This window comes from Chryseobacterium sp. POL2 (assembly GCF_011058315.1).
Taxonomy (GTDB): domain Bacteria; phylum Bacteroidota; class Bacteroidia; order Flavobacteriales; family Weeksellaceae; genus Soonwooa.
Map to the genome: position 1 here is coordinate 1,087,102 of NZ_CP049298.1, position 23,656 is coordinate 1,110,757.

A 23,656-nucleotide genomic window follows, 5' to 3' on the forward strand; every position below is an offset into this window, starting at 1 on the left:
AAAAATTTTTATTTTAGTTTCAATAAAACTAAAATGCAATTGGCTTTAATTTTAAACCTAAAGTTTCTTCCCAGTTCATAGCGATGTTCATATTCTGTAGTGCTTGTCCAGAAGCTCCTTTCAGAAGGTTATCAATCGCAGAATGCACCACGATAAAATCGCCTTGTTTTTCGATCTCGATAAGGCACTTGTTGGTGTTAACCACTTGTTTCATATCGATTGGCTTTTCGGAAATATGTACAAAAAGAGAATCTTTATAAAAGTTTTTAAACAACAGCTTTAGTTCTTCTAAAGTCTTATCACATTTAATTGTAGAACTTGTGAAAATTCCTCTTGCAAAATCGCCACGCCAAGGCACGAAATTGAATTGTACCTTTCCTGAATTAACCGCGTTAACATTCATTAAAATCTCTTCAACATGTTGATGTGTCAAAGTTTTGTAAGCTGAAATATTATCGTTGCGCCAAGTAAAATGCGTCGCGGATTGCAGTTTTTGACCTGCACCTGTAGAACCTGTAATCCCCGTTGTGTAAACATCTTGCAACAAATTAGCCGAAGCTAACGGCAATAATGCCAACTGAATTGCTGTCGCAAAACAACCTGGATTAGCAATGCTTTTCGCAGATTTTATGTTTTCTTTATTAAGCTCTGGAAGTCCATAGATGAAATTTCGTTTTCCAAATTGACTTTCTAAACGGAAATCGTTACCCAAATCGATGATTAAGCTTTCTTTGTTAACTTCGTTTTGCAATAACCAATTTTGACTTTCTTTATGCGGAAGACACAAAAACAAAATGTCAACATTTTGGAAAACATTGGTCAATTCCATGTCGCAAATACCCGATAAATCAGGATAAATCTCAGAAATTTTAGTTCCAGAATTTGAGCGACTGAAAAGGCATTTCAGTTCCACTTCTGGATGAAAAACCAACAGACGCACCAACTCGCTTCCTGTATAACCGTTTGCTCCGATAATTCCGACAGATTTCATTAGCTTTTATTAATTTGATGATAAATCGTTAACGAATTGCTCAATACTTTAGTAAAGCCTTTAACATCATCTCCTGTCCATGTGCGATTAGCTTCGCCATAACTACCGAATTTATCGGACATCAAATCATTTTCGGACTCAATTCCGTTTAAAACAAATCGATAAGGATAAAGCGTTATAAATACTTTTCCGTTAACTGTCTTTTGAGAATCATTAAAGAAAGTTTCTATATTTCTCATGACTGGATCCAGGAAAAGCGCTTCGTGAAGCCAGTTGCCATACCAATCTGCCAATTGAGACTTGATGGTTTGTTGGTATTTTGACAAAGTATGTTTTTCTAACAAATGGTGTGCTTTTATCGAAATTAAAGCCGCAGCCGCTTCGAAGCCGACACGACCTTTTATCCCAACAATCGTATCCCCGACATGGATATCGCGGCCAATCCCATAAGGACTTGCCAAAGCTTCGATCTTTTGAATTGCAAAAACTGGATGTGCAAAATTGTCACCGTTGACAGCTACAATTTCACCATTTTTAAATTCGATTTCCAATTCCGAAGTTTCCGTTTTCACAACTTGCGATGGATAAGCCGACTCTGGAAGATTATGACGTGACTTTAAGGTTTCTTTTCCACCAACAGAAGTTCCCCAAAGTCCTTTGTTTATGGAATATTGTGCTTTTTCAAAATCGATATTAAAACCATATCGTTTTAAAAATTCGATTTCTTCTTCTCTTGACAACGACATATCACGAATTGGGGTGATAATCTCCATTTCTGGACACATCACTTGGAAAATCAAGTCAAAACGAACTTGATCATTTCCTGCTCCCGTACTTCCGTGTGCTATTGCCGAAGCACCAATTTCCTTAGCATATTTTGCAATATTTTGCGCTTGTACAGTACGTTCTGCACTTACCGACAATGGATATGTATTATTTTTAAGGACATTCCCGAAGATTAAATATTTCACACAATCTTCGTAATATTCCTTTTCCGCGTTAATAAATGCATAAGTTGTAACACCTAGTTTTTCGGCGCGAGATTTTAATTCAGCTTCATCAGCTTCTGAAAAACCTCCAGTATTAACAGTAACGGCGTGAACTTCGTAACCCAAAGTTTCGCTTAAATATTTTGCACAATATGAAGTGTCTAATCCGCCACTAAACGCCAATACTACACTTTTCTTCATTTTTTGTATTTTTTTCTGTTATTGTATTAAATGGAAATGCCTCTTGTTTTGACGTGTACAACATTGCCGTACACAGACAATTTTCTCTGTTTTTACTCTGCAAAACCTTATAATTTACACAACTTTTACAACCTTCCCAAAATGTTTCATCTTTTGTAATTTCGGAATAAGTTACTGGCTTATACCCCAAATCCGAATTGATTTTCATGATCGCAAGGCCAGTTGTCAAACTAAACATTTTAGCATCAGGATATTTGGCTCGAGACAATTCAAAAATTTTATCTTTCATCATTTTTGCCAGACCTCTATTCCTGAAATTAGGAGAAACAATCATCCCAGAATTTGCTACATATTCACCATCGCTCCATGATGACAAATAACAAAATCCGGCCCAACAACCATCGTCATCAGTTGCTACAACCGCATTGCCTTCCAACATTTTATAACGCAAAAACTCTACTGTTCTTTGCGCAATACCTGTTCCTCTTTTTAAGGCCGAGTCCGCCATCTCCTGCTTGATTTCCTCTGCGTAATGCAAATGTTTTTCTGAGGAAATTTCTATCTTCATTGACTTATATCTAATTAAAGCAGCAAATTTAAAACATATTTTCTTTATAAAGCAAATTTTTTAGATATTTTTTATTGTAATTAAATTTAATTAAGGTTATTTATCTACAAATGTTAAAATATACATATTTGCTAAATTATTATATATTTGCTATATTAATATAGTTACTATGAAATCTTGTCCAAAATGCGAACAAAACAATGTGGTAAAAAGCGGAATCATTAACAATAAACAACGCTTCTATTGCAAAAACTGCAATTATTATTTTACTGTTAAAAAATTAGGAAAACAAATTGATGATTATTATGTTACAAAGGCTTTACAGCTATATTTGGAAGGTTTAAGCTTTCGAGAGATTGAAAGAATTATTGGCGTTTCTCATGTAACAATAAGTTCGTGGATTAAGAAATACAATATCACAAGACCACCTCATTCGGATTTTCATCCTGTCTACAAAATATTAAAACAAAATGAACTTATAGACTATCTTTCTAAAGAGGTCAACATTAAAAATTCAGGTTTAATTATCACTGAATTTGCTGATAAATATATGCTTATTAAATGGGAGAGATTTAAAAAATAGGAAAAATAATTATTTTAAATTTTACAAAACTATACTATTAGCATAAATATATATTAAATTTTTGTGAACAGATTAATAATTTCATTTTAGCATCATCAAAAATGAAAATAAAAAATTATTAATCCATGAACAATATCCTAAAATACTTATCAATATCACTTTTAACAAGCATAAGTTCTCAGGTTTTTTCTCAAGATACCATTAGCAATGCTGACCTTCTGAAACGTATTGAAGCTTTAGAAGCTGAAAAAACCCAACCCAAAGAATGGGATATTTCGCTTTACGGCTGGGTTCGTACAGAATATAATTTTGACAGTCGACAATCTGCGTATTCTAGAGAATACAATCTAAATCTTTATCCTTTGGATGAAAAACTCGATGCCAATGGAAAAGATATCAACGGTGCTGGCGCAAGTAACTTTTTGTCAATCACAACCCGAACAGGTATCAATTTCAAAGGGCCAGATGTTTGGGGTGCTAAAGCTAGCGGAAAAATAGAAGCGGATTTCTTCGGAAACACCGAAATTAATAAAAGCTCAGCAGGTTCTGGAAGTATCGGACTTCTACGCCTAAGACACGCATACGCGACATTAGCATGGCCCCACACCTCAGTCACATTTGGTCAAACTTGGTATCCCGCATTTATCCCAGAAGTTTTTCCCGGCGTCGCCAATTTTAATACGGGAATTCTTTTCAATCCTTTTGGATGGGCAGGACAAATTAAAGTTACACAAAAACTAAGCGATCAATTCTCTTTCATAGCGGTTGCCTATAAAGATCGCGAATTTCAGAGTGCAAATGCAATCGGCGCTTTTACCAACAGCGCAACAATCAACTCTTCGGTCCCTACATTCCATGGACAACTTCAGTTTAAAAATAAAAACATTATGGCTGGCATCGCCGCCGAATATCAATCCTTAAAACCAGTGATTGAAAGCAATAATCTCGCTTCTACAGAAAAACTAAATTCAGTGGCTTATTTGGCTTACTTCAAATATTCTGATGCCAAATTCAGTGCTAAACTTTACGGGATAACAGGTGAGAATCTTCATCATCTAGTCATGATCGGTGGTTTTGCAGGCTACACAGAAGCCAACGGACAAGAAAGTTACAAGCCGACCAAAACTTCATCGTTTTGGGTAGATCTTGCCAGCAACAACGACAAAATTGCGCCTGGCATTTTCTTCGGTTACACCAAAAATTCTGGTGTTGATGAAGGTTTTAAAAATTTATATGTTCGCGGTGCTTCCGGAACAAGAATTCTTGACCATGTTTGGCGTGCTTCTGCAAGAGTGGAATTTAAACAAAACAAATTCAATATTGCGCCAGAATTAGAATACACAGCTGCAAAATATGGCGACACACAAGCCGACGCCACAGCAGGAGGCAACATCACCAATGTCGGGAATTTCCGCGCGATGCTAAGAGTGATGTATTCTTTCTAAACTCCAAATTTCAAAACACGACACCAAAAATCAAATTAATATGAGCGAATTACATCACGAAAACTATGAAAACCTGAGTGATAAGCAGAAAAACAGAACCATCTGGGGCGTTATCACAGCCTCGTCACTCGGCACACTTATCGAATGGTACGATTTCTACATCTTTGGAAGTCTGGCTGTAGTTTTGGCAACCAAATTTTTCCCAGCCGATAATCCTACCGCGGCCTTTCTTTCAACATTAGCAACTTTTGCAGCTGGTTTTGTGGTAAGACCTTTCGGGGCATTATTCTTCGGAAGATTGGGCGACATCATCGGCAGAAAATACACCTTCTTGGTTACTTTATTAATCATGGGGTTCTCAACTTTTCTTATTGGTTGTGTTCCAAGTTACGAGACTATTGGCTTCATGGCTCCTGTTTTAGTTTTAATCTTAAGACTTCTACAAGGTTTGGCACTAGGCGGAGAATATGGCGGCGCCGCAACTTACGTAGCAGAATATGCGCAAGCTAATCGCCGTGGATATTGGACATCATGGATACAGACAACAGCAACAGCCGGTCTATTCATTTCTTTGATTGTAATATTAATTACAAAAACAACTTTATCGGCAGAAGAATTCGATGCTTGGGGTTGGCGTGTTCCGTTTTGGATTTCAATTCTCATGGTTGCTGTATCCTATGTTATTCGTAAAAACATGAAAGAGTCTCCTTTGTTTGCTAAAGCAAAAAGCGAAGGAAAAACCTCTAAAAATCCGCTTAAAGAAAGCTTCGGAAACCGTTTTAATTTCAAATTCGTTTTGCTAGCATTATTCGGTGCGGCTATGGGGCAAGGCGTTGTGTGGTACACTGGACAGTTCTATGCAATGAGTTTCCTTCAAAAAGTAATGGAGGTTGATTCTGCGCAAGTGGATGCATTAATGGCAACCGCCTTATTTTTAGGAACGCCATTTTTCGTTCTCTTTGGTTGGCTATCCGACAAAATTGGCCGAAAAGTCATTATGATGGTCGGGATGTTGGTCGCCATATTATCCTACAGACCAATCTATGATGCCATGTACAAAAGCATCGATCTTGAATCAAAAACTGTAGCTGCCAACGGGATTACTGAAAAACGCGTTGCTAAAATTCATGATAAAATCGTTACAGATAGTCTTATAAGTTTTCATAAAGAAATCACCTTTACAGATGGTACGATTTTGAAAAAAGACAGTCTTATCCATTGGACGCCAGCTACCAATACAAATCTTGATAAAAAAATTGAAGCACCAAAAGTGTCACAACATGTCACGGTAAATGATGGTACAAAATGGAAACTGATTTTCCTCATCTTCATCCAAGTTATTTTCGTAACCATGGTATATGGCCCAATTGCAGCCTTCTTGGTGGAGATGTTCCCGGTGCGTATCCGTTACACATCGATGTCTTTACCTTACCATATCGGGAATGGCGTTTTTGGAGGATTACTACCAGCAGTTGCCACCTATCTAGTAACCACAAGAAAAGATGCAGGTCATGCAAGTTGGTATCTGGAGGGACTTTGGTATCCTATAATTGTTGCAGGTGTCTGTCTTATTATCGGAACCATTTATTTAAAAAACAAAAACAGCATCAAAGAATAATTCAATTTTAAATATTGAAACTCAAAAATTCTTAACTTTAAAAAACAATCATTATGAACGCAATAAAAAAAATATTAGGTTTCGTGTGGATTGCTCTAGCAGTTGTAGTTGGCTATTTTGGCATCACCGAAATGGGTCTTCCAAAAATAACATCGGGCAAACAAGAAGATTTGGTATTTGGGATTATCATTTTGTTTATCCTTATGCCAATCATTTCGGGCGGATTAGCCGTATTTGGATATTATGCATTGTCGGGAGATTATGCTGACGAAAATATGTAAACATTCATTTTCATTGAAAACCATGCAAGGGCTTTTGTCTTTGTATGGTTTTATATAAAAAATATGAAAAAAAGACACGAACAAAAATTAGTTTTACTCAGCGTCGCGTTGCTCTTATTTTTTAGCGCGCCACTTTTGTTGCTATTCAATTCTGCGGATAAAATCTTTGGATTGCCGATGGTATATATCTATTTGTTCGGCGTTTGGCTTTTCTCGATAATTTTTTCTTTAGTTGTTATAAAAAAGTACGATGAATAGTTTTATTTTGTTTGCTGTTGTTATGCTGTATTTGGCTTTGCTTTTTTTCGTTGCCCATCGCGCCGAGAAGAAGAAAAGTAAAATATGGATTAACAATCCTTACATCTATGCACTGTCCATCGCAGTTTATTGTACAGCATGGACGTATTATGGCAGCATTGGCGTTGCGGTCAACCAAGGTCTTAATTATCTTGCCATCTATATTGGTCCGGTGATTATCATTCCGGCGTGGATTTATATTAATACTAAAATTATTCGCATTGCAAGAGTCAACAAAATAAGCAGCATTGCAGATTTTATTTCTTTAAGATATGGCAACCGTCGAGGCTTTGCAGCCTTGATAACTTTGGTTTGTCTTTTTGCCATCATCCCTTACATTGGATTACAAATAAAAGCAATATCAGAAACCTTTCATCTTTTAACAAACACACCTGTTTCTAAAAATATACTTACAGACAACGCTACTTACGTTGTGATTCTTATAGCGGTTTTCTCAGGATATTACGGTACGCGCTATGTTGACGCTTCCGAAAAAAGACTCGGCATCATCGCTGCTGTTGCATTAGAAAGTTTATTAAAATTAATCTTTCTCGTTCTGCTAGGCGTTTTTGTTACTTACTTTGTTTTTAATGGTTTTGAAGATATTTATAATCAAGCTTCAAAAATTAAAGATTTCAGTTCCAAAAATACATTTAAAGGTTTGGAAGGAAGTCTTAACTGGATTATTCTTTGTCTTATTTCCATCTCGGCATTTTTCCTTTTGCCACGACAATTCCACACAAGTATTGTTGAAAATCGTCAGGAAAAACATTTGAAAACTGCTATTTGGTTTTTGCCATTGTACCTTTTAATTTTCAATTTGTTTGTCTTTCCGATTGCTTGGGGTGGGCGCGTTATTTTTGATGGTCAAGATGTCAATCCCGAATTCTACTCGATTCTTATTCCACAGTATTTTAATAAAGAATGGATTAGCGTTTTGGTATTTTTGGGCGGACTTAGCTCCTCGATTTCAATGATCATCATTTCGTCAATCAGCTTATCGATTATGCTTTCTAACAACCTGATTATTCCATTTGGTTGGATTGGAAAATTTAAAGAAAATCAAGTCGCAGAAAATACCCGAAGCATTACCAACATTAGAAAAATCAGCATTTTCATTTTGATTGTTGTATCGTTTATTTTTTACAAATATTTCATTTTAGAAACTTCTCTATACTCGGTTGGACTTATTTCGTTTGTCATTATTTCACAATTGGCACCCGCTTTTTTTGGGGCTATATTTTGGAAAAGAGGCAGGTCCAAAGCAGCAGTTATTGGACTCGTTGCAGGACTGATTATTTGTTATTTTGGACTAATTCTTCCGCAATATTATTTCTCTTATAACCACGAGTTCAAAGGATTTTTGAGAGGATTGTATGAGGCTTTTGCGTTTTTCAACATTCCGTATTTTGATCGCGTTAATCAGATTTTCTTTTGGTCAATTTTGGTCAATGCTGGATTGTTCACCTTTATTTCTGTAAGTGTAAAAGGTGACTACCGCGAGCGCAATTTTGCAGAATTGTATGTTGATATTAACAAATACATTCAGAATCACGAAAACGCTTTTATCTGGCGAGGAACGGCCTATGTATCGGATATTAAAAATATTCTTGAACGATTTCTTGGCACACAAAAAACCGAACAAGCATTGCGAGTTTTTAATTTGAAATATAATATTGAAACAAATGTGGAAACGGCAGATTCTCGTTTTATAAAATTCTCCGAAAATCTTTTAGCAGGAAGAATCGGGACAGCTTCCGCAAAAATTTTGATAGAAGGCGTTACCAAGGAAGACAAAATATCTTTACCCGAAGTTCTTAACATTCTTGAAGAATCCAAGGAAAATATTAGTCTTAATAAAAAGCTAACCGAAAAATCTAATGAACTGAGATCGCTCTCTGAAAAACTACAAGTTGCGAACGAGCATCTTATTGTAAAAGACAGACAGAAAGATGACTTTCTGGACAGTGTGGCGCACGAACTTCGCACCCCGATTACAGCAATACGCGCGGCTGGAGAGATATTAGCTGACGACGACGATATGCCTATTGAGATTAAAAAAGAATTTCTTAACAACATCATCACCGAATCGGATAGGTTGAGTGAAATTATCAACGATATTCTATATCTTGACAAATTAGAACACGGCAAAACGCCATTAAACATCGGTCGTTACAACATCATCGAAACTTATCAAAAAGCGATAAAACCTTTGCTACATTTGATAAAAAATAACGATATTCATTTGAGTTTGGTCAATCTTCTTTCTGACGAATTTTTCAATTATGATGAAGCCAGAATGATACAAGTTTTTCAGAATATTTATGGCAATGCGCTAAAATTCACAGACGAGCAAGGCATGATACAAACCAAGTTTTTGACACAGCAAGAAGATTTAATTATAAAAATATTTAATACTGGAAAACATATTCCAGAAAATGATTTGGATTCAATTTTTGATAAATTTTACCAATCGAATAATCAAAATATTATTAAACCAATAGGCAGCGGACTTGGACTTGCCATTTGTAAAAATATAATGATGGCGCACAATGGCAACATAAGTGCAGAAAATAGCGGTTTGGGAGTGACATTTAATTTGACACTTCCAACGATTTAAAAACAGAAAAGAGGAGATATGAAAACGATTTTAATTGCAGATGACGAACACAAAATATTGATGTCTTTAGAATATAGTTTCAGGAAAAATGGCTACAATGTTTACATTGCCCGAGATGGTACAGAAGTGCTGGAAATCCTAAATAATCTGACGCCAGATGTTATTCTATTGGATATTATGATGCCAAAACTAGATGGCTACTCTACTTTGGAAGAAATTAAAAAATTAGAAAAACTTAAATCAACCAAAGTCGCTTTCGTCTCCGCCAAAAACAATCCTGAAGATATTAAAAAAGCTTATGATATGGGAGCCCACGCATATTTTACCAAACCATATTCCGTAAAACAAATTATACAACAAATCGATGAACTGGTTAGTTCTACAAATAATTAATATGTAAAAAGATGAATGCAGAAACATTAACCCAAAGAAGTCTAGACAACAAAGAAGAATTCTGGAAAGAACAAGCTGAACAAATTAGCTGGTACAAATTTCCAAAAACCATAACATCTCTTGACAAAAACAACTATAACCAATGGTTTGCAGATGGCGAACTGAATATGTGTTATTTGTGCATCGACAAACATATCGAAGATGGTTATGGTGACCAAGTGGCCATCATTTATGATTCTCCAGTTACAGACCAGAAAAAAAGCTACACCTTCAACCAAGCTAAAGAAGAAATTTCTCGCCTAGCTGGCGGATTAAAATCTCTTGGATTAAAAAAAGGCGATACCGCAGTTATCTACATGCCGATGATTCCACAAACGCTTTTCTCCATGCTAGCCTGTGCAAGGATTGGCGTGATACATAATGTCGTTTTTGGAGGTTTTGCGCCAAAAGAGTTGGTCGTGCGTATCGACGATTGCAAACCAAAAATTTTAATTACCGCAACGGCAGGTGTTGAGATTGCACGCCGTATCCCTTATTTGCCTTTGGTTGAAAAAGCGATTGAACTTTCTCAAGACAAAGTAGATCATATCCTCGTTTATAATCGTCAATTGGTTGAAAATAAAAACGAATATTTTGAAGGAACTTTAGATTACGAAGAACTTATCAAAAACTCTGAAGCTACAGATTGTATCGCTGTAGAATCTATCCATCCGCTCTATTTGCTTTATACATCTGGCACAACTGGAAAACCAAAAGGCATTGTCCGTGACACCGGCGGTTACGCAACAGCTCTTAAATTCTCTATGAAATATATATACGCTATAGAACCTGGAGAAACATTTTGGGCGGCATCGGATTTCGGTTGGGCTGTTGGACATAGTTACAGCGTTTATGCGCCTTTAATTAACAGAAATGCAACAGTTATTTTTGAAGGCAAACCTGTTATGACACCCGATGCAGGAACTTTTTGGCGCGTTATTTCCGAGCACAATGTCGTATCGATGTTCACAGCGCCAACTGCCATCAGAGCTATTAAAAAGGAAGATCCCAATGGCGAATTGGTGAAAAAATACGATTTATCTTGTTTAAAAAAACAATTCCTAGCTGGCGAACGTTGCGATGTTGCTACTTTGGATTGGTTTAATGAACATATCGGTGTTCCGGCAATTGACCATTGGTGGCAGACAGAATCGGGCTCACCAATGCTCGCACTTATGACTGGATTTGATGATTATAAAATTAAACGTGCTTCCGCAGGAAAACCTATACCAGGTTATGATATCAAAATTTTTGATGAAAACGGCTACCAACTCGACGCACACCACGAAGGTTATTTAGCAATAAAACTTCCTTTACCTCCTGGCGCACTACTTGGGGTTTGGAAAGATTTTGAAAGATTTCAGGACAGTTATTTGTCTCAATTCGATGGTTATTACTTTTCGGGAGATGGTGCCATAATTGACGAAGACGGTTATGTTTTTATCACAGGTCGTGTGGATGACGTTATTAATGTTGCGGGACATCGCTTATCAACATCAGAGATGGAAGAAGTGGTATCCTCACATCCCGACGTGGCAGAATGCGCCGTTGTAGGCATAGAAGATGAACTTAAAGGCCAAATTCCATTTGCAACTGTTGTTATTAAAAATGGCTCCGAAATTACAGACGAACAAGTCGAAAAAGAAGTTGTCCAAAAGGTTCGCGAAAAAATCGGCGCTGTAGCAAGTCTTAAAAATGTAATGGTCGTAAAACGACTTCCTAAAACACGTTCTGGAAAAACACTTCGAAAACTAATACGAACTATCCTTGACGGGAAAGAATTCAGTATCCCTTCCACCATCGATGACGAAACGATTATTGACGAAATTATAGAAAAATTTAAAACCTACAACAAATAACATTTAATAATGAATACCTATCAAATAAAAAACCTCCCAGATTATTTTAAACAATATAAAAAGTCCATTAAAAATCCTAAGAAATTCTGGGACAAAATCGCGGATGAAAATTTTGCTTGGTACCAACGTTGGAGCAAAGTGGTAGAATTTGACATGGAAGAAGCCAATATCAAATGGTTCAAAAATGCAAAAATGAACATCACAAAAAACTGCCTCGACAGACATCTTGAAACGCGTGGTGACAAAACAGCCATCATCTGGGAGCCTAACGATCCTAAAGAAGAAGCACAACACATCAGCTACCGCGACCTTCATGAACGTGTTTGTAAAATGGCAAACGTCCTAGAAGAAATGGGTGTACAACGTGGCGACCGCGTTTGTATTTATCTTCCGATGATCCCAGAATTGGCGATTACCATGTTGGCATGTGCCAAAATGGGCGCAGTACATTCGGTGATATTCGCAGGATTTTCGGCTTCTGCTATTTCTTCTAGAGCCAATGACTGCGGTGCAAAAATTATTGTTTGTTCAGACGGAAGTTATCGCGGCAATAAAGCTTTAGATCTAAAATCCATTGTTGATGAAGCTTTAATACAATGCGACACTGTTGAAAAAACTTTGGTTGTCAAAAGAACACACAATGAAGTCAACATGAAAGAAGGACGTGATTTTTGGCTAGATGACTATTTTCACAAAGCTTCTTCGGATTATGTTACTAAAATCATGGATGCCGAAGATCCATTATTCATCCTTTACACATCAGGCTCGACTGGCAAACCAAAAGGCATGTTGCACACATGCGCAGGATATATGGTCTATACAGGATATACGTTTAAAAATGTTTTTGATTATCAAGAAAATGATATCTTTTGGTGCACGGCGGACATCGGTTGGATCACTGGTCATTCCTATATTCTTTATGGTCCATTAATCAACGGTGCCACAACACTTATTTTTGAAGGTGTACCAACTTATCCAGAGCCCGATCGCTTTTGGGAAGTTATCGAAAAACACAAAGTTACGCAATTCTACACCGCACCTACAGCGATTCGTTCTCTTGCGAAGGAAAGTGTAGAATGGGTGGACAAACACGATTTATCAAGCCTTAAAGTTATTGGCTCTGTTGGAGAACCTATTAATGACGAAGCTTGGCATTGGTTCAACGATCATGTTGGACAAAAAAAATGCCCTGTCGTTGATACTTGGTGGCAAACAGAAACTGGCGGAATTTTAATTTCCCCTTTGCCATTTGTTACACCAACCAAACCTACTTATGCAACACTTCCCTTGCCTGGCGTGCAGCCTGTTTTAATGGATGACAAACGCAATGAAATTACAGGAAATCAAGTTACAGGAAATCTTTGTATCCGCTTTCCATGGCCGGGAATTGCGAGAAGTATCTGGGGCGATCATCAACGTTACAAAGAAACCTATTTTACGGCTTTTCCAGGAAAATATTTCACAGGCGACGGCGCTTTGAGAGACGAAGTTGGCTATTACAGAATTACAGGTCGTGTGGATGATGTGATTATCGTATCTGGTCACAATCTAGGCACGGCGCCAATCGAAGACAGCATCAACCAACATCCGGCTGTTGCAGAATCTGCGATTGTTGGCTACCCTCACGATATCAAAGGTAATGCACTTTATGGTTATGTGATTCTGAAAGAAACTGGAGAAGGCCGAGATCGTGAAAATCTTAAAAAAGAAATCAATCAGTTAATCTCAGACCAAATAGGACCTATCGCCAAGCTGGACAAAATCCAATTTGTATCGGCACTTCCGAAAACCAGATCTGGCAAAATTATGCGTAGAATTTTGAGAAAAATTGCAGAAGGCGACTTTAGCAATTTCGGGGATACATCAACATTATTAAACCCAGAAATTGTCGACGAAATTAAAAACGAAAAAATTTAACATTCTTTAGCTTATTGCTTGTTCGGTTTTTGATATCTCTATAGTTAAACACCAAAATATTTAATTATGTCAAGTATTATCACAGGATTGTTTACCAATCAAAGCAACTACGGAGGTCTAGAAAAAGATTTAGAAGCAAAAGGAATATCTAGCTCGCGCTACATTGTATATTTGGATAAAAATAACCCTAACAATTACGCCGCAAGTGTCGAAGTAGAAGATGATGTGGAAGCCGAAAAAGTTTCGGAAGTATTTAATAAAAACGAAGTCAAAAAGACCTATTTGTTTAATAACATGACGATTAAAGACGCTACGAACTACGACGATTTAAAAAAAACAATCGAGAGAAGAGCAGCCGCGGAAATCCCGAACACACCCGATGTCAAAATCAAAGAAACCGATTCGGGAATTGATTCTCAAGTAAAATTTTAGTCGAAAATAAATCCGCCCAAAATCTAAAGATTTTGGGCGGATTTTAATTTTATGTAGAAAAGGCTAAGCTCTCAGCTCTGCACCGAATTCTTTTTGAAAAGACTTAATCAACGCATTCATCACCTCGTTGATATCTTTGTCTTCGAGAGTTTTTTCTTCGTTTAGCAAAGCAAAACTCATCGCGTAAGACTTCTTAGCTTCTGGCAGATTTTTCCCTTCGTAAACGTCAAACAAATTAATCTCTTTCAAGAAAGGCGACTTATTTTTCTTAGCAACCTCGTACAACTCCGCATACGTAATCGATTTGTCAACCAACAATGCAAGATCTCTACGGATTTTATTAAATTTAGGAATGTCAACAAATTTGAAGTTCTCGGTGCTTCTCAAAGACTGACAATTTTCTAATTCGATTTCCGCATAGAAAGCCTCTTGGTCAACATCTGCATCTTTCAATAAAGCTGGTGCAACTTTTCCGATTCTTGCTAAAGTTTTACCTTCCGAAAGGATTTCTAAGGCATCAGAAAAACGACTATCTTCTAAAGCTTTTTCTTCCAGTTTAAGATTTAATCTCTCTAAAAGAAGCATCAAATAAGCTTTTAATTTAAAGAAATCCGAAGTGCTTTTTGGTTGCAACCAATTTTCAGCAAAATCGCGTCCTGTTGTTAAAATAGCCAATTGTTTTCTTTCTTCATATTTCTCAAATTTATGATATATTTTACCCAATTCGAAAAACTTAATATCTGGATGTTTTCTGTTAATATTGTAAGCGGCATTCGCCAAAAGTCCTTCCAACAAAGACGTTCTCATTGTAGAAAGCTCGTTGCTTAAAGGATTAAGAAGTTTTACCGCATTGGTTACGTCTTTTACAGAAGTTAAAGAATTGTTCATCACCTCGTGGAAACCTTGGCTTTGCAGCGTTCTTGCCCAAGCGTTTTCTAAAACATCTTGATCGTCTAGACTTAATCGTACGGTTGTAAAAGATGTTTTTTGAGGCGCTTCGATTTTGTTATAACCGTATATTCTTAAGATTTCTTCGATGACATCAATCTCTCTGGTAACGTCTGCGCGATAAGCAGGCACCGACAATTCCAGACCATTTGTAATCTCGTTAAGAACCGTAATTTCTAGAGATTTTAAAATTTCTTTAATCTTTTCTCTATGAATTTTAACACCCAAAATTTGATCCAATTTAGAATAACGCAAAACCACATAGAAAGGTTCAATCTTAGTTGGATAAGATTCTAAAAGATCTCCAACAAGTTTTCCACCAGCAATATCCTGAAGCATTTTAACAGCATGTGTCAAAATTGTTTTTGTATTGTTAGGATCCACACCTCTCTCGAAACGGAAAGATGCATCGGTATTAAGTCCATGGAATTTTGAAGCTTTTCTTACCGCAACTGGGTTAAAGTAAGCGCTTTCCAAAAATATTTTAGTCGTCGCCACAGACACGCCGCTATTTTCACCACCCAAAACGCCTGCGATACACATTGGATTTTGGTTGCCATCTTTAATCATGATTTCGTTGCCGCTAAGCTTACGCTCTACCCCATCCAAAGTTTTGAACAAAGTTCCTTCTGGCGATGTCCCAACTACCACTTTGTGACCAGCAATTTTGTCCGCATCAAAAGCGTGCAAAGGCTGACCATAACTGTGTAAAATATAATTCGTAATATCGACAACATTGTTAATTGGTGCAAGACCAATCGCCTTGATTCTGTCTTTTAACCATGCTGGCGAATCTGTAACTTTAAGATCTTCCACAACAGCACCTAGATAACGTGGTGTCAGTACTGTATCTTCTATTTCTATACTAAAATTATGAGTCGCTTCAGAAGTCAATGCTACGGTTTCAACTTTTGAGAATTCTGATCCTAAATTATTGGAGGACAAATAAGAATGAAGATCTCTCGCAACGCCATAATGCGACATCGCATCGGTACGGTTTGGTGTTAATCCGATTTCAAAAACTTCATCATTTATCAATTCAAAATAATCGGCGAAGTTTTCTCCGACTTTATATTTTGTTTCGTCCAAAACCATGATTCCAGCATGATCGTCTGACAGACCAAGTTCGTCCTCGGCACATATCATCCCTTCCGAAACTTCACCGCGGATTTTAGCTTTTTTAATTTCAAAAAAGTTTCCTGTTTTATCATAGATTTTGGTTCCTACAACGGCAACAGGAACAACTTGTTCTGCAGCAACATTGGGCGCACCACAAACAATGTCCAGAACTTTTCCACCTACATCTACCGTTGTTTTGCTAAGTTTATCAGCATTAGGATGTTTCTCACAAGTCAAAACTTTTCCAACAACGATACCTACTAGACTGCCTTTGATGCTTTCGTACTTGTCGATACCTTCTACTTCCAGACCGATGTCTGTTAAAAACATACCGATTTTCTCCGTAGTCAAATTGGTTTTAATGTAATCTTTAAGCCAATTATTTGAAATTTTCATTTTTCTGAATTTGAAATTTTAGAATGCTGACATTTTAATTTCTATTTTAATAAAAATTTGTCAAAAATCCTTTAGTAAAATCTTTATTTAAACAAAATTTGAGACCTGAATTTCAAATCTCAAATTATAAATTTATTATTTATCAATGCTTATAATCCGATTACCGGCATAGAAAGCATCAAAATATTTTCGTTGTCTTCCAAACCGTCGATTGGCTCAATAATACCTGGGCGATTGGGTTGTGACATTTTGAAAGTGATATCGTCTGCTCCTAAAACCGATAACATCTCTGTCAAAAATTTGGAACTGAATCCGATATTAATGTCTTCTCCATTATAATCGCACGGAATCTGCATATCTGCTTTGTTTGCAAATTCTGTATCTTCTGCATGAAGGTGAAGCACATTGCCTGATAATTTGAAACGAACTTGGTTAGTCGATTTGTTTGACATAATAGACGCTCTGCGGATAGAACTCAACAACAAGCTTCTGTTAATGGTCAATACATTTGGATTTTCTTTTGGAATAACTGCGTTGTAGTTAGGATATTTTCCATCGATCAAACGGCAAATCCAAACATTGTTACCAAATGTAAATTGCGCCATGTTTTCGTTGAACTCGATGGCTACTTCCTCCGCCGAATTGTTCAAAATATTTTTGAAAATCGCTAAAGGTTTTTTTGGCATGATGAACTCCATTGGCTCAGCATTCTGCAAATCGGTTCTTTTGTAAACCACCAATCTGTGAGAATCTGTTGATACGAAATTGGTTTCGTGTTCTGCAAACTGGAACAGAACGCCTGTCATTACTGGACGAAGCGAGTCGTTGCTTGTCGCAAACAACGTGTTGCTAAGGGCATCAGCCAAAACACCGCCGGGCATTACCACTTTTTGAGACGCATCGAATTCTGGCAACTCCGGATAATCTTCTGCATTGTCTAGTGCTACAGAGAAATTATCTTTCTCGTCCAAAATTTCCAAAACGCTACCATTGCCTTCTGGCGCATCTTTCACAACCAAAGTCAAAGGCTGTTCACCATAAGTTTTCAAAAAATCCTGAAAAATTTTAGCAGGCACAGCTATCTTTCCTGTATCATCCGACATAACCTCGATAGACGTTATCAAAGTTGTTTCTCCGTCTGACGCAGTCACTTTCAAGTTATTTTGCTCTAACTCAAAAAGATAGTTTTCCAAAATTGGTCTGGATTGCGAACCAGAAATTACACCACTAACAGTTTGTAAGGCTTTTTGCAATTCGCCACTGGCAACAATAAATCTCATAAAAGCTAATTATTTCGATTCACAAAGATAAAAAATTATGGCAAATTGGCAGTCTGATTTCTAATTAATTATCAACAATTACCATATTAAAGTAATTTTATTTTACTTTTGGAAAGAAATTACTCAAAAATCCAAAGCTTTATGAACAAACCGCCTTTACACCAAAGTTTCAAATATACTTTTCAAGGTTTTTTTTGGCTTTTACGTAACGAAAGAAATTTCCAAATCCATATTGCAGGATTGTTAATTAATTTGGCGCTGGTCACTATTTTACCTCTTCAGACTTTAGAAATTATAGCTGTAATTGGCGTTTCATTTTTGGTTTTAATCACAGAAGCGCTTAATACATGCATCGAAAAAATCTGTGACTACATCCAACCTAACTTCGACTCCAGAATCGGAATTATCAAAGACATTGCTGGCGCCGCTGTTTTATTGTCTGCAATATTAGCTGTTGTAGTTGGGCTTTTGGTGTATTGGAAATATATATTTAATTAAAAATTAAATTAGTTTTTCAAAAACTTATTGATAAATTCTGATGTTTTGGTTTTAATTTTCACCACATACAAGCCAGACTTCCAGGATTTAACATCAATTGGAGAAAGCGATTGCGATTGGTAAACTAATTTTCCACTTGCATCGAAAACAGAAAGCACGTCAAGCTCTTTAACACCTTTAATATTCAAAACATCGCCAGTTGGATTTGGATACAACTGAATTTGTACTTTATCAACATTATGAATATCTAAATTGTCTAAATTTTGGATTTTAACATTATCGACTTTAAAGCCGGATTGGTAATTATCGAACTCAAAATCAAACTCTTTAATAGAAGTAACTTGACTATTGAATGTGGAGGTTAAAACTTTCACCTGATCAATAAAATACTCGATTTTTTTGGTACTAAAATCGACATTCACTTTCAGATTATACCACTTGTTTGCTTGCCAACTTTTGGTCGTTATACTGGTGAAATCTCCAACTTCGAGTGTCGAATCAAAATTATAATAAAAGCCACCAAGACGCTCATACTCCTCAACATCCATACTATATAATGTTAGCATATCATAATCCGAAGCGCCAACCGAATCCATGTAAACATCGGCAGAGATGGACATTCTTGGATAGTTGGGAACATCGTAAAAAATACCGCCCCAATTTTCTTCCTGCTCCGCATTTGCGGTTATTGACACCGAGTTATTGCCTAAACTCGCAATGGTATTAACAACCTGAGAATGTGACGCATCGACATAGCCCCAATTGCTCCATCCTTTTTGACCATTGAAATTACCCAAAGTAAAGCCTTCGGAAGTTTCAAAAGAAAATTTAGTTTCTTGTGAAAATATATGCTTTGTTGCTAAGAATACTATAAACGCGGAAAGAAGTAGTTTTTTCTTCATATTATTATTTAAAGGGGAACAAAAATAAACAATCTTTTAAAACAATGATTATATTTTTAAACAATTTACAATATTTAAGATTATTACATAAGTCATATTTTCAAATGATTGTTAATTAATTAAAATCCTTAATTTTGTACTTTCTCAAAAAATTATGGAAAGTATCAAAGTACACGACAAAACTTTTGTCCCTTATCTAAAACATGACGAAATTATTGAAATCGTAAACCGAGTAGCAGCCGATGTCTACGAAGATTACAAAGATGAAAGACCCGTTTTCATCGGTGTACTGAGTGGTGTTATTCAGTTTTTCTCAGATTTCATAAAAGCCTATCCAGGCGAATGCGAAATCGGTTTTATCAAGATGAGTTCTTATGTTGGAACAGAATCCTCCGGTATCGTTTTCAAAGAAATGGAACTTACCAAAGACATCAAAGACCGCCACATCATTCTTATGGAAGACATCGTGGACACAGGTAATACCATCGAAAATCTCTTCACTTACTTCAAAGAGACACAACGTCCAAAATCAATAAGAGTAGCCTCGTTGTTATTAAAACCTGACGTTTATAAAAAAGAATTCAAGATTGATTATGTTGGAAAAGAAATTCCAAACAAATTTGTTTTAGGCTATGGACTGGATTATGATGAATTGGGCAGAAATCTAAAAGATCTTTATCAACTAGAAGAAGGAAACATCAACCATTAATTATAAAAAGTAGAAATCCTTCAAGGTTTCTGAAAAATAAATCTATTAAAAATGATTAACATCGTATTATTTGGTCCTCCGGGAAGTGGAAAAGGGACACAAGCACAACATCTAATTGAAAAGTTCAACCTTCAACAAATTTCCACGGGCGATTTATTTCGTTTCAATATTAAAAACGAAACAGAATTGGGAAAACTCGCTAAATCTTACATCGACAAAGGCGAATTGGTACCAGACCAAGTAACTATCGACATGTTAGTTGACGAACTTAGAAAACCATCAACTGCAGCAGGTTATATATTCGACGGTTTCCCAAGAACAGCTAATCAAACACAAGCTTTGGAACAAATCGTAAAAGACGAACTAAATTCTGAAATTAGCATTTGCCTTTCTTTAGTTGTTAAAGATGAAGTTCTTGTCGAAAGATTACTAAAAAGAGGCGAAACCAGCGGTAGAACAGACGATAGCAACGAAGCTATTATCAGCAACCGTATTAAAGAATATTATGCTAAAACCGCTGAAGTTGCAGAACTATACAAGCAACAAGGCAAATATGTAGAAGTTAACGGCATCGGCGAAATTTCAGAAATTTCTGAAAAGCTTTTCGCAGAAGTCGAAAAAATAAAATAGTTGTCAGTTGTTTGTTGTTAGTTGATAGTTTAACTAAGAGCCGACAACCACCAACCAACAACCATCAACTAAAAAATTATGAGCAATTTTGTAGATTACGTTAAAATTCATTGTACATCCGGTCATGGAGGTGCTGGTTCCGCCCACCTTCGTCGCGAAAAATACATTCCAAAAGGTGGTCCCGATGGTGGCGACGGTGGACGTGGTGGTAGCATTATCATGAAAGGTAACGCACACGAATGGACCTTGCTTCCACTTCGTTACACGCGACATGTTAAAGCTGGTCGTGGCGAAAATGGAGGAAAAAACCAATTAACTGGAGCTGCGGGAGACGATATTTACATTCAGGTTCCTATTGGTACCATTGCAAAAAATGAAGAAGGCGAAATTATCGGAGAAATCCTTGAAGACAAGCAAGAAATCGTTCTTATGCAAGGTGGAAAAGGTGGACTTGGAAATGAGCATTTCAAATCAGCAACCAACCAAACGCCAAGATATGCACAACCTGGACTTCCAGGCGAAGAAGGTTATGTTGTTTTCGAACTAAAAATCCTTGCAGATGTTGGTTTAGTAGGTTTTCCTAATGCTGGAAAATCCACACTTTTGGCATCTATTTCGGCAGCGAAACCAAAAATCGCCAATTATGCCTTCACCACATTAACACCTAATTTGGGGATTGTAGATTACAGAAATTACAAATCTTTTGTAATGGCAGATATCCCTGGAATTATCGAAGGTGCAGCCGAAGGAAAAGGTCTTGGACATCGTTTTTTACGCCATATAGAACGTAACTCTATCTTACTTTTTTTAATTCCGGCAGATTCTGAAAATCATTTTAAAGAATTCCAAATTTTGGAAAACGAACTAAAAGAATATAATCCGGAACTTTTGGAGAAAGATTATATTATTTCTGTTTCGAAAGCCGATCTTTTGGATGACGAACTAAAAACTGAAGTTTCCGCAGAATTCCCAGAAGGTAAAAAACCAATATTTTTTTCAGGCGTTACTGGTGAAGGACTTATGGAATTGAAAGATGCAATTTGGAAACAACTTCACGGTTAATAATAGTATGAAATACCTATTAAGTCTTTTTAGCATTTTGTTGCTGACGGCTTGTCAGTCTCATAAATCGGTATCCAAATATCAGAAATTAGAATATGAGACAACGCCATGTTTCGGATTTTGTCCAATATTTAAAATTACAATTAATGCCGACAAAAGTGCAACTTTCGAAGCAGAACATTTTAATTTTGGAGAAAACCATACAAAAACAAATTTTTCAGCAGAACGTGAAGGTACTTTTAAAACCACTATTAAAGCTAAAGATTATAACAAATTGGTCGCTTTGATTGATGAGCTAGATCCAAAACAACTCAATGATTTCTATGGTGATAAAAACATCATGGATATGCCAACTTCTTTTTTAAGAATTAATTATACCGATGGAACATCAAAAATTATTGAAGATTACGGAAAAAGAGGAACTCCAAAACTAAAAGAAGTTTATAAGTTTTTTGCGGATTTACGCTTAAATCAAACATGGAAAAAAGTAAAATAGCAGACTTAATTTTATTTAAGCTAACTTTGCAATATCAAATTCCTTCTACATGAGGGAATTATTTTTTTTAAATATAAATCATCAATTTGAATTTCACAGACCTCCAACTTATAGAACCTATCGTTAAATCGATTCACGAATTAGGATACACCAACCCAACACCCATTCAGCAAAAAGCCATTCCAGAAGTCCTAAAAGGCCGCGACGTACTAGGTTGCGCCCAAACCGGAACGGGAAAAACAGCAGCTTTTGCGATTCCGATGTTACAAAATCTTTCGCATCCGAAGTATAAAAACAATAAAAAAATAAAAGCCTTAATCTTGACACCAACGCGAGAATTGGCCATCCAGATAGAAGAAAATTTTAAAGAATACGGCAAACGTCTTCCACTGAAATCGTTGGTAATTTTTGGTGGTGTTAAACAAGGCGCACAAGAAGCTGCGATCCGAAAAGGTGTTGACATATTAATCGCCACGCCTGGACGATTGTTGGATTTTATAAATCAAAGAATCATTAATCTGCAAGATCTAGAAGTTTTCGTTTTGGACGAAGCAGACCGTATGTTGGACATGGGATTTGTACATGATGTGAAACGAATCATCAAACTTATTCCTCAAAAAAGACAAACATTATTTTTCTCGGCGACAATGCCAAAAGAAATTAGCGCCTTAGCCAACAGCATTCTTCAGAATCCTGTGAAAGTCGAAGTAACGCCCGTTTCATCAACAGCAGATACCATTCAGCAAAGTGTATTTTTGGTTGAAAAAGATGATAAACTGGAACTTTTGATTCACGTTTTACAAAACCAAAAGATTGATCAATTGTTGGTCTTTTCGAGAACCAAACACGGCGCAGACAAAATTGCAAGACGACTTCATAAAGCCAACATCTCTGCGGAAGCGATACATGGTAACAAATCTCAGAATGCCAGACAAAATGCCTTAAACAATTTTAAATCTAAAAAAACGCGTGTTCTGGTTGCAACCGATATCGCTGCGCGAGGCATTGACATTGATGAGCTAAAATACGTCCTGAACTTCGAATTGTCAGATGTTTCGGAAACTTACGTTCACCGTATCGGAAGAACGGGACGCGCAGGTAATGATGGGACGTCGTTCTCTTTCGTTGACGGTTTGGACTTGGTGAATCTTCGTAATACCGAAAAATTAATTGGTAAAAAAATCCCTATCAATCGCGATCATCCTTATCATACAGATAATCTTATCGAGCAAAAACGCGATAGCAATAATAAGGCTGCTGCCAACACAAGACCTTCCAAAACACAGGAAAAAGAAAAAGTCGCCAAAAAGAATTATTATAAAAAAAGTTCTAGACAAGGCAAAAAATAAACAAAAAAAACGTCATAAGATTGATACTTATGAC

Annotated in this window: 21 protein-coding genes; 15 read left to right on the plus strand and 6 right to left on the minus strand. The window is 36.5% G+C overall.

The annotated features are described in order from the left end of the window. Positions 1 to 28 precede the first annotated feature (28 nt). From argC to G6R40_RS05060, 3 genes are read right to left on the minus strand one after another with little or no spacing between them, the layout of a single operon-like run. Positions 29 to 991 carry an N-acetyl-gamma-glutamyl-phosphate reductase gene (gene argC / locus G6R40_RS05050; RefSeq protein ID WP_165132412.1) on the minus strand — a complete coding sequence of 321 codons (963 nt, stop codon included), beginning with the start codon at positions 989 to 991 and terminating at the stop codon, positions 29 to 31. Continuing rightward, positions 991 to 2,181: an argininosuccinate synthase gene (locus G6R40_RS05055; RefSeq protein ID WP_165132414.1), complete on the minus strand. Its 1,191-nt coding sequence runs from the start codon at positions 2,179 to 2,181 to the stop codon at positions 991 to 993. Before G6R40_RS05055 ends, argC begins: the two co-directional genes overlap by 1 nt. Continuing rightward, entirely contained in the window at positions 2,153 to 2,749 is a 597-nt protein-coding gene (locus G6R40_RS05060; protein WP_165132416.1) for a GNAT family N-acetyltransferase, read from the minus strand. The genes G6R40_RS05055 and G6R40_RS05060 overlap by 29 nt, the downstream gene beginning before the upstream one ends. 169 nt (positions 2,750 to 2,918) lie before the next feature. On the opposite strand from G6R40_RS05060, the gene G6R40_RS05065 reads away from it, so the two are divergent. From G6R40_RS05065 to G6R40_RS05105, 9 genes are all read left to right on the plus strand, one after another. Continuing rightward, positions 2,919 to 3,332: a terminase gpP N-terminus-related DNA-binding protein gene (locus G6R40_RS05065; protein WP_165132418.1), complete on the plus strand. Its 414-nt coding sequence runs from the start codon at positions 2,919 to 2,921 to the stop codon at positions 3,330 to 3,332. 125 nt (positions 3,333 to 3,457) lie between these two features. After that, on the plus strand, positions 3,458 to 4,777 hold the full coding sequence (locus G6R40_RS05070; RefSeq protein WP_165132420.1) for a hypothetical protein: 1,320 nt from the start codon (positions 3,458 to 3,460) through the stop codon (positions 4,775 to 4,777). A 40-nt stretch (positions 4,778 to 4,817) separates the two neighbouring features. Beyond that, entirely contained in the window at positions 4,818 to 6,395 is a 1,578-nt protein-coding gene (locus tag G6R40_RS05075; RefSeq protein ID WP_165132423.1) for an MFS transporter, read from the plus strand. Positions 6,396 to 6,448: 53 nt separating this feature from the next. Continuing rightward, a complete protein-coding gene (locus G6R40_RS05080; RefSeq protein ID WP_165132426.1) occupies positions 6,449 to 6,676 on the plus strand; it encodes a DUF6814 family protein in 228 nt (75 codons plus the stop codon). A gap of 250 nt (positions 6,677 to 6,926) precedes the next feature. After that, the gene (locus G6R40_RS05085; RefSeq protein ID WP_165132429.1) at positions 6,927 to 9,593 is read left to right on the plus strand and encodes an ATP-binding protein; all 2,667 of its coding nucleotides are present in this window, start codon (positions 6,927 to 6,929) and stop codon (positions 9,591 to 9,593) included. A gap of 18 nt (positions 9,594 to 9,611) precedes the next feature. Then, the gene (locus G6R40_RS05090) at positions 9,612 to 9,986 is read left to right on the plus strand and encodes a response regulator (protein WP_165132432.1); all 375 of its coding nucleotides are present in this window, start codon (positions 9,612 to 9,614) and stop codon (positions 9,984 to 9,986) included. A gap of 11 nt (positions 9,987 to 9,997) precedes the next feature. Beyond that, entirely contained in the window at positions 9,998 to 11,884 is a 1,887-nt protein-coding gene (locus G6R40_RS05095) for an AMP-binding protein (RefSeq protein WP_165132435.1), read from the plus strand. Between the two features lie 9 nt (positions 11,885 to 11,893). Continuing rightward, a complete protein-coding gene (acs, locus tag G6R40_RS05100; protein ID WP_165132438.1) occupies positions 11,894 to 13,801 on the plus strand; it encodes an acetate--CoA ligase in 1,908 nt (635 codons plus the stop codon). A gap of 66 nt (positions 13,802 to 13,867) precedes the next feature. Beyond that, positions 13,868 to 14,233, plus strand: coding sequence for a hypothetical protein (locus G6R40_RS05105; protein ID WP_165132441.1), 366 nt, complete (start codon positions 13,868 to 13,870; stop codon positions 14,231 to 14,233). Positions 14,234 to 14,296: 63 nt separating this feature from the next. On the opposite strand, the gene pheT is transcribed toward G6R40_RS05105, so the two are convergent. Further along, a complete protein-coding gene (gene pheT, locus G6R40_RS05110) occupies positions 14,297 to 16,696 on the minus strand; it encodes a phenylalanine--tRNA ligase subunit beta (RefSeq protein ID WP_165132444.1) in 2,400 nt (799 codons plus the stop codon). 149 nt (positions 16,697 to 16,845) lie between these two features. Beyond that, positions 16,846 to 17,976 (minus strand): DNA polymerase III subunit beta, encoded by a 1,131-nt coding sequence (dnaN, locus tag G6R40_RS05115; protein WP_165132447.1) that lies wholly within the window; start codon positions 17,974 to 17,976, stop codon positions 16,846 to 16,848. Between the two features lie 141 nt (positions 17,977 to 18,117). Between dnaN and G6R40_RS05120 the strand changes: the two genes are divergently transcribed. Beyond that, a complete protein-coding gene (locus G6R40_RS05120) occupies positions 18,118 to 18,474 on the plus strand; it encodes a diacylglycerol kinase (protein WP_165132450.1) in 357 nt (118 codons plus the stop codon). Positions 18,475 to 18,482: 8 nt separating this feature from the next. Here the strand turns inward: G6R40_RS05120 and G6R40_RS05125 are convergent, their stop codons facing one another. Next, positions 18,483 to 19,376: a T9SS type A sorting domain-containing protein gene (locus G6R40_RS05125; protein WP_165132453.1), complete on the minus strand. Its 894-nt coding sequence runs from the start codon at positions 19,374 to 19,376 to the stop codon at positions 18,483 to 18,485. Positions 19,377 to 19,530: 154 nt separating this feature from the next. On the opposite strand from G6R40_RS05125, the gene G6R40_RS05130 reads away from it, so the two are divergent. From G6R40_RS05130 to G6R40_RS05150, 5 genes are all read left to right on the plus strand, one after another. Then, positions 19,531 to 20,085, plus strand: a complete 555-nt coding sequence (locus tag G6R40_RS05130; RefSeq protein ID WP_165132455.1) for a phosphoribosyltransferase — start codon at positions 19,531 to 19,533, stop codon at positions 20,083 to 20,085. A gap of 51 nt (positions 20,086 to 20,136) precedes the next feature. Then, complete coding sequence (locus G6R40_RS05135; protein WP_165132458.1) at positions 20,137 to 20,715, plus strand: adenylate kinase; 579 nt, start codon at positions 20,137 to 20,139, stop codon at positions 20,713 to 20,715. A 78-nt stretch (positions 20,716 to 20,793) separates the two neighbouring features. Continuing rightward, a complete protein-coding gene (gene obgE, locus G6R40_RS05140; protein ID WP_165132461.1) occupies positions 20,794 to 21,777 on the plus strand; it encodes a GTPase ObgE in 984 nt (327 codons plus the stop codon). A gap of 7 nt (positions 21,778 to 21,784) precedes the next feature. Next, positions 21,785 to 22,273, plus strand: coding sequence for a DUF6438 domain-containing protein (locus G6R40_RS05145; RefSeq protein ID WP_165132464.1), 489 nt, complete (start codon positions 21,785 to 21,787; stop codon positions 22,271 to 22,273). Between the two features lie 86 nt (positions 22,274 to 22,359). Next, complete coding sequence (locus tag G6R40_RS05150) at positions 22,360 to 23,622, plus strand: DEAD/DEAH box helicase (RefSeq protein ID WP_165132467.1); 1,263 nt, start codon at positions 22,360 to 22,362, stop codon at positions 23,620 to 23,622. Positions 23,623 to 23,656 lie beyond the last annotated feature (34 nt).